At 68.1% G+C, this 4238-nt stretch carries 4 protein-coding genes, 1 tRNA gene and 1 pseudogene; 2 read left to right on the forward strand and 4 right to left on the reverse strand.

Annotation, left to right across the window (positions count from 1 at the left end; translation table 11 throughout):
• Positions 1 to 66: 66 nt before the first annotated feature.
• Both XINFAN_RS00490 and XINFAN_RS00495 read left to right on the forward strand, forming a co-directional pair.
• Positions 67 to 311, forward strand: a pseudogene (locus XINFAN_RS00490) (hypothetical protein); the annotation flags it as partial.
• A gap of 279 nt (positions 312 to 590) precedes the next feature.
• Positions 591 to 773 (forward strand): helix-turn-helix domain-containing protein, encoded by a 183-nt coding sequence (locus XINFAN_RS00495; protein ID WP_233352076.1) that lies wholly within the window; start codon positions 591 to 593, stop codon positions 771 to 773.
• 11 nt (positions 774 to 784) lie between these two features.
• On the opposite strand, the gene XINFAN_RS00500 is transcribed toward XINFAN_RS00495, so the two are convergent.
• From XINFAN_RS00500 to XINFAN_RS00515, 4 genes are all read right to left on the reverse strand, one after another.
• A tRNA-Thr gene (locus XINFAN_RS00500) sits at positions 785 to 860 on the reverse strand.
• 202 nt (positions 861 to 1062) lie between these two features.
• On the reverse strand, positions 1063 to 2580 hold the full coding sequence (locus tag XINFAN_RS00505; protein ID WP_124084616.1) for a heme biosynthesis protein HemY: 1518 nt from the start codon (positions 2578 to 2580) through the stop codon (positions 1063 to 1065).
• Positions 2581 to 2590: 10 nt separating this feature from the next.
• Positions 2591 to 3664: a COG4223 family protein gene (locus tag XINFAN_RS00510; protein ID WP_124084617.1), complete on the reverse strand. Its 1074-nt coding sequence runs from the start codon at positions 3662 to 3664 to the stop codon at positions 2591 to 2593.
• Between the two features lie 60 nt (positions 3665 to 3724).
• Positions 3725 to 4238, reverse strand: a 514-nt coding sequence (locus tag XINFAN_RS00515) for a uroporphyrinogen-III synthase (RefSeq protein WP_148087131.1), incomplete at its 5' end; no start/stop codon positions are given.

Genomic DNA, 4238 nt, shown 5'->3' on the forward strand with positions numbered 1-4238 from the left:
CCGCCGTGGTCTACTTCAACAGCATCGAAACCGACCAGCAGGCGCAGGCAGTAGCTTAAACATCCTCGAAAACTGTCCAAGGATCGGGGAGTAGCTCAATCCCGCAAGAAAGCCGTCAAATATGACAAGCGGCGCTACAAACGGCGCAACCGCATCGAGATCATGTTTGGGCGGTTGAAGGATTGGACCTCGCCATTGGGCTCGAACCAATGGCGCCTCAATGGCTCGATGTCGCCACCCGATACGACCGGTGCCCGGAAACCTTCTTCTCAGCCATCATGCTCGCCGCAACGGTCTTCTTCTGGCTATGATCCAGAACGAGTCCTGAGCCTAGTGAGCGCATAGCCCAGCAAGGATAGCTCGATCAAAGCCACCTGGAAATGAAAGACCTTCAAGAGTAGCCATCGGGAGGTGCCCGGCAAGCCAGTCTTATGGTGTTCGGCCGGAGCTTGGGAAAGTAGGGTAGACCCGGCAGTCCTCGCTCGAATGAATGCGGCGGAACTAAGGTGTGTGACTCATAGTCTGCAGACCGATAGTATGCGTTTCCGCGCTATGCCCGCATGGACATCAAGGCGGTCGTGGGCAGGAACGTGAGGCGTTACCGGGAGCAGAAAAGCATCTCGCAGGAGGAGCTTGCCTTCGACACCGACCTGCACCGCACCTATGTCAACGGTATTGAGCGCGGCGTCAGGAACCCGACCGTGCTGATCGTGGGCAAGCTGGCCGTCGTGCTGGGCGTCGAGCCCCGTAAGCTTCCGGAACTGGAGGATTAATCCTGGAAGCGTGGTGCCGCTGAAGGGACTCGAACCCCCGACCCCATCATTACGAATGACGTGCTCTACCAGCTGAGCTACAGCGGCACGCTTCCATTTGCAGGCCTTGCTATGGACCTGCTCGTCTTACAACCAGCGCCACCGGGGTTTGCATATCATTCGCGGGCGATCCCGTTGCGAAGACATGCGCTGCCAGATGAACTGTGCCGGCCGGTCTCGGAAAAGCATCTCCGATCCGGGGCTGCTGATAGCATCTGGCCCGGGCGCTGTGTAGTCCCAATTTTCAGCCTCAGGTCGCCCGGCGCAGAATTTCGTCCGGGGTTTCATATGGGCCCTCGTCTGCCGCCACAGGTTCCGGCGCGGGCCGCTCCGGTTCTGCGGGCGGCAGCTCCGCCACCGGCACCGGTGGCGGTTCGGGCGCGGGCGGGCTGGCCGCGAACAGCAGCGGCGCCAGTTCCGCGCCGCTGGCGGGGCGGCTGGCCCGGAGGCCTTCGGGCTCGCGCCAGCTCAGCGTGTCAAAACCGCTGCACGAGGCGCAGATCGGCACCCATTGCGCATGGACGGTGCCGCATTTGTCGCAGCACCATTCCGGCCCGCGCGAGGCGGTCAGCGCCCGCGCGAGGATTCCGCGCACCTCGGCATCCGGGGCCCCCATACCGCGCTCGGCGGCGGCGAGGATCGCCAGAACGCGCTGCGTCGGGTGATCCTCGGGCAAAGTGCCGAGCGCCGCCTTCGCCGCGCGGAAATCCTCGGTCGCAAGCAGCAGCTCGGCCTCGGTCAGCCGCGATTCCTCATGATCGGGGCGCGAGGCCAGGAGGCTGCGGAACCGTTTCAGCCGCTCGGACGCGCTCTCCGCCGGCTCTGTCGCCGCGAAAGCAGCGGCCAGATCGGGATGCGGCTGCGCCTCCCAGGCCTTTTTCAGGACGCGCGCCGCGCCTTTGCGGTCGTCTTTCGTCACCAGCGCCCGCGCGGCGATCACGGCGGCGGGGATCAGATCAGGCGATAGTTTGTTCGCCTCGATCGCTGCCTCGCGCGCTTCAATGGTGCTGCCTTCGTCGAGAATGGTCTTCGCCTCCTGCAACGCGAGCAGCGCGTCACGGCGGCGATAGACCGAGCGCGGCAACTCGCCCGAGCGCAGCTTTTGCGACAATGTGCCGCGCGCGCCGGCCCAGTCGCCGCCCTCGGCCTGGAGTTTCAGCAGGATGTCCTGGGTCTCGCCATGTTTCGGCTTCAGCGCGAAAGCCTGTTCCGCCAGTTTCAGCGCGGTCGCGGTGTCGCCCTTCGCCAGCTTCTGCCGCAAAAGCCCGCGCACGGCGACGAAACGGGTCTGCTCGTCGGAAAGCAGGCTCTTCCAGGCCTCGCTCGCGGCGCGACTGTCGCCCGCGGCCTCGGCGGCCTGGGCGGTCAGCAGCAGCGTCAGTTCGGGCTTGTGCAAAAGCCGCTCGGCGGTGCGGGCGCGGGCCATGGCCAGCGTCGGCTCGCCCGAGGCCAGCGCGATCATCCCCTCGGACAGGGCCGCATAGCCGCGCCTTTCGCGATTGCGGTCGAAATAGCGGCTGATCGCGGTCTCGTCGCCGTTCAGGAAGCGGAACACCGCGAAGAGCAGCCCGACCAGTTTCAGCCCCAGCCAGACCAGCAGCACCGCCGCCGCCAGCGCCAGGATCGCCGCCACCGGGCCGAGGGTGAATTCCTGATCGAAGATCCACAGCCGGACCTGGCCGCCTTGCTCCGAGAGCATCGCCGCGGCAACGGCAAGCGCAGCAATCAGCGCGAGGAAGACGACGATCTTCAACAGAGACCAGAGCATTGCGTCCTCCTTATTGCAGCGCGGACAGCGCGGCATCGGCCGCGATACGGCTCTGCGCCTGCGAAATCCAGTCTGCCATTTCCGCGCGGCCCGCTTCCGGCAGCCCCGCCAGCTCTTGCAGCGCCAGCGGCAGATCGCCCGCTTTCGCCGCCGCTTCGGCGCGCGACAGGACGGCATCCGGATCGGTCCCCTCGCGCGGGGTCAGCGAGCGCGCGCCGGTGCCGATCCGCAAGAGCGACCAGGCGCGGTCTCCGAAACTGTCGTCTGCATCCGCCCGCAATGAGGATTCCAGCGCGGCGCGGGCGGCCTCGGGGAAGGCGTCGGCCAGGCCCGCTGCCGTGGGAAGGCCGGTTTCGGCATGGGCCGCAAGCGGCGCGGGCACATCCGCGAGGCCGAGGTCCGCCAGCGCCCCGGCGTAAGGCTGGCCGTTCGCCACCGCCTCGCGCAGCGAGAGCATCGCGGCGTCGCGGCGTGCTTCGGCGCGCAGGGCCTCGGCCTCGGCTTCTGCCCGCGCGGTCACTTCGGCGGCGCGGGCGTCGAGTTCCTGCTGAATCAGGCTGCGCGCGGATTCGGCATCCATCCCGCCCGCAGACGGCGCGGCTTTCAGCGCATCGACCTCGGCCCGCAACGCGGCGAAGGCGGCGGGTGGCACCGAGCCGTCGGGCGCCGCCTGTTGCAGCGCCGCCAGCGCGGCGTCGAGAGCTTCAAGCCGCTCAGCAAAACCCGCAACCTGCGCCTTTGCCTCTTGCGCGCCGGTTTGCGCCTGAATGGCCGCCTCATCGGCACGACCAGCGGCGGTTGCGGCGGCGGCTTCCGTCTTTTGCAGCGCAGCTTCCAGCGCGGCAAAGCGCGCCTCTGTCGCCTGTGGGTCGATCTCGCCCCGCAGGTTCAGCACATTGTAATGCGAGAGGCCGAAGCCGATCACTCCGGCAAGCGCCCCGCCGATCAGCGGCGCGACAAAGCCACCGCGACGGCGCGGCGCCACCGGCCCGGGCGGAGGGGGGATATCCTCGGGAACCGCCTCGACGATCACGGTCGGGCTGTCACTCTCTGCCGCGGGGACCGGCTTTTCCTCATCTGCCATGGCTGGTGAACTCCGCCGGTTGCGACCTGGTTCCAAGGTAAGCCTTTGCGCCTCCGGGGTTCAAGGCGATCCCCCCGGAAAACAGCGGCCAATCGCCGCCATCATCGACGGCCCATCCGGCCGCGCGGCGACCACAGCGCGCCCGGCCAGCGCAGGCGGCAGTTCCGCGCGGGCGTTTTCGCTGATCACCACCGGCACCACGCCAGCCAGATCCAGCCCCCCGGCCGCCGCCAGGAACAGCCGAACCGAGCGCGGCGAGAACAGGGGCACGACCACCCGCGCGCCGCTGGCGAGAACCTGCCTTGCCTCATCGCTCAGCCCCGCCGCCGCCTGGCGATAGGCGGTCAGCGAAACCACCGGGCGCGGCGCCAGCCCTGCCGACAGATCCGCCGCCCGGTCCTCGCCGTGCAGATAGAGCAGCCGCCCCTCGCCCGGCTGCGCCCGGATCAGCCGCAGAAGATCGCCCGCATCGCCTCCGGCAGAAATCGCGCTGAACCCGCGTTCCGCCGCCGCATCCGCCGTGCGGTCGCCGACACAATATGCCAGCCCCGGCAGCGCCGCCCCGGTCAGCCGC

Origin of the sequence: Pseudogemmobacter humi (assembly GCF_900609055.1) — a bacterium.
Taxonomy (GTDB): Bacteria; Pseudomonadota; Alphaproteobacteria; order Rhodobacterales; family Rhodobacteraceae; genus Pseudogemmobacter; species Pseudogemmobacter humi.

What these genes read in the sequence shown, in the direction of transcription:
- XINFAN_RS00510 (WP_124084617.1), bottom strand. Translation starts at nt 3,664, where the DNA reads ATGGCAGATGAGGAAAAGCCGGTCCCCGCGGCAGAGAGTGACAGCCCG.
- XINFAN_RS00505 (WP_124084616.1), bottom strand. Translation starts at nt 2,580, where the DNA reads ATGCTCTGGTCTCTGTTGAAGATCGTCGTCTTCCTCGCGCTGATTGCT.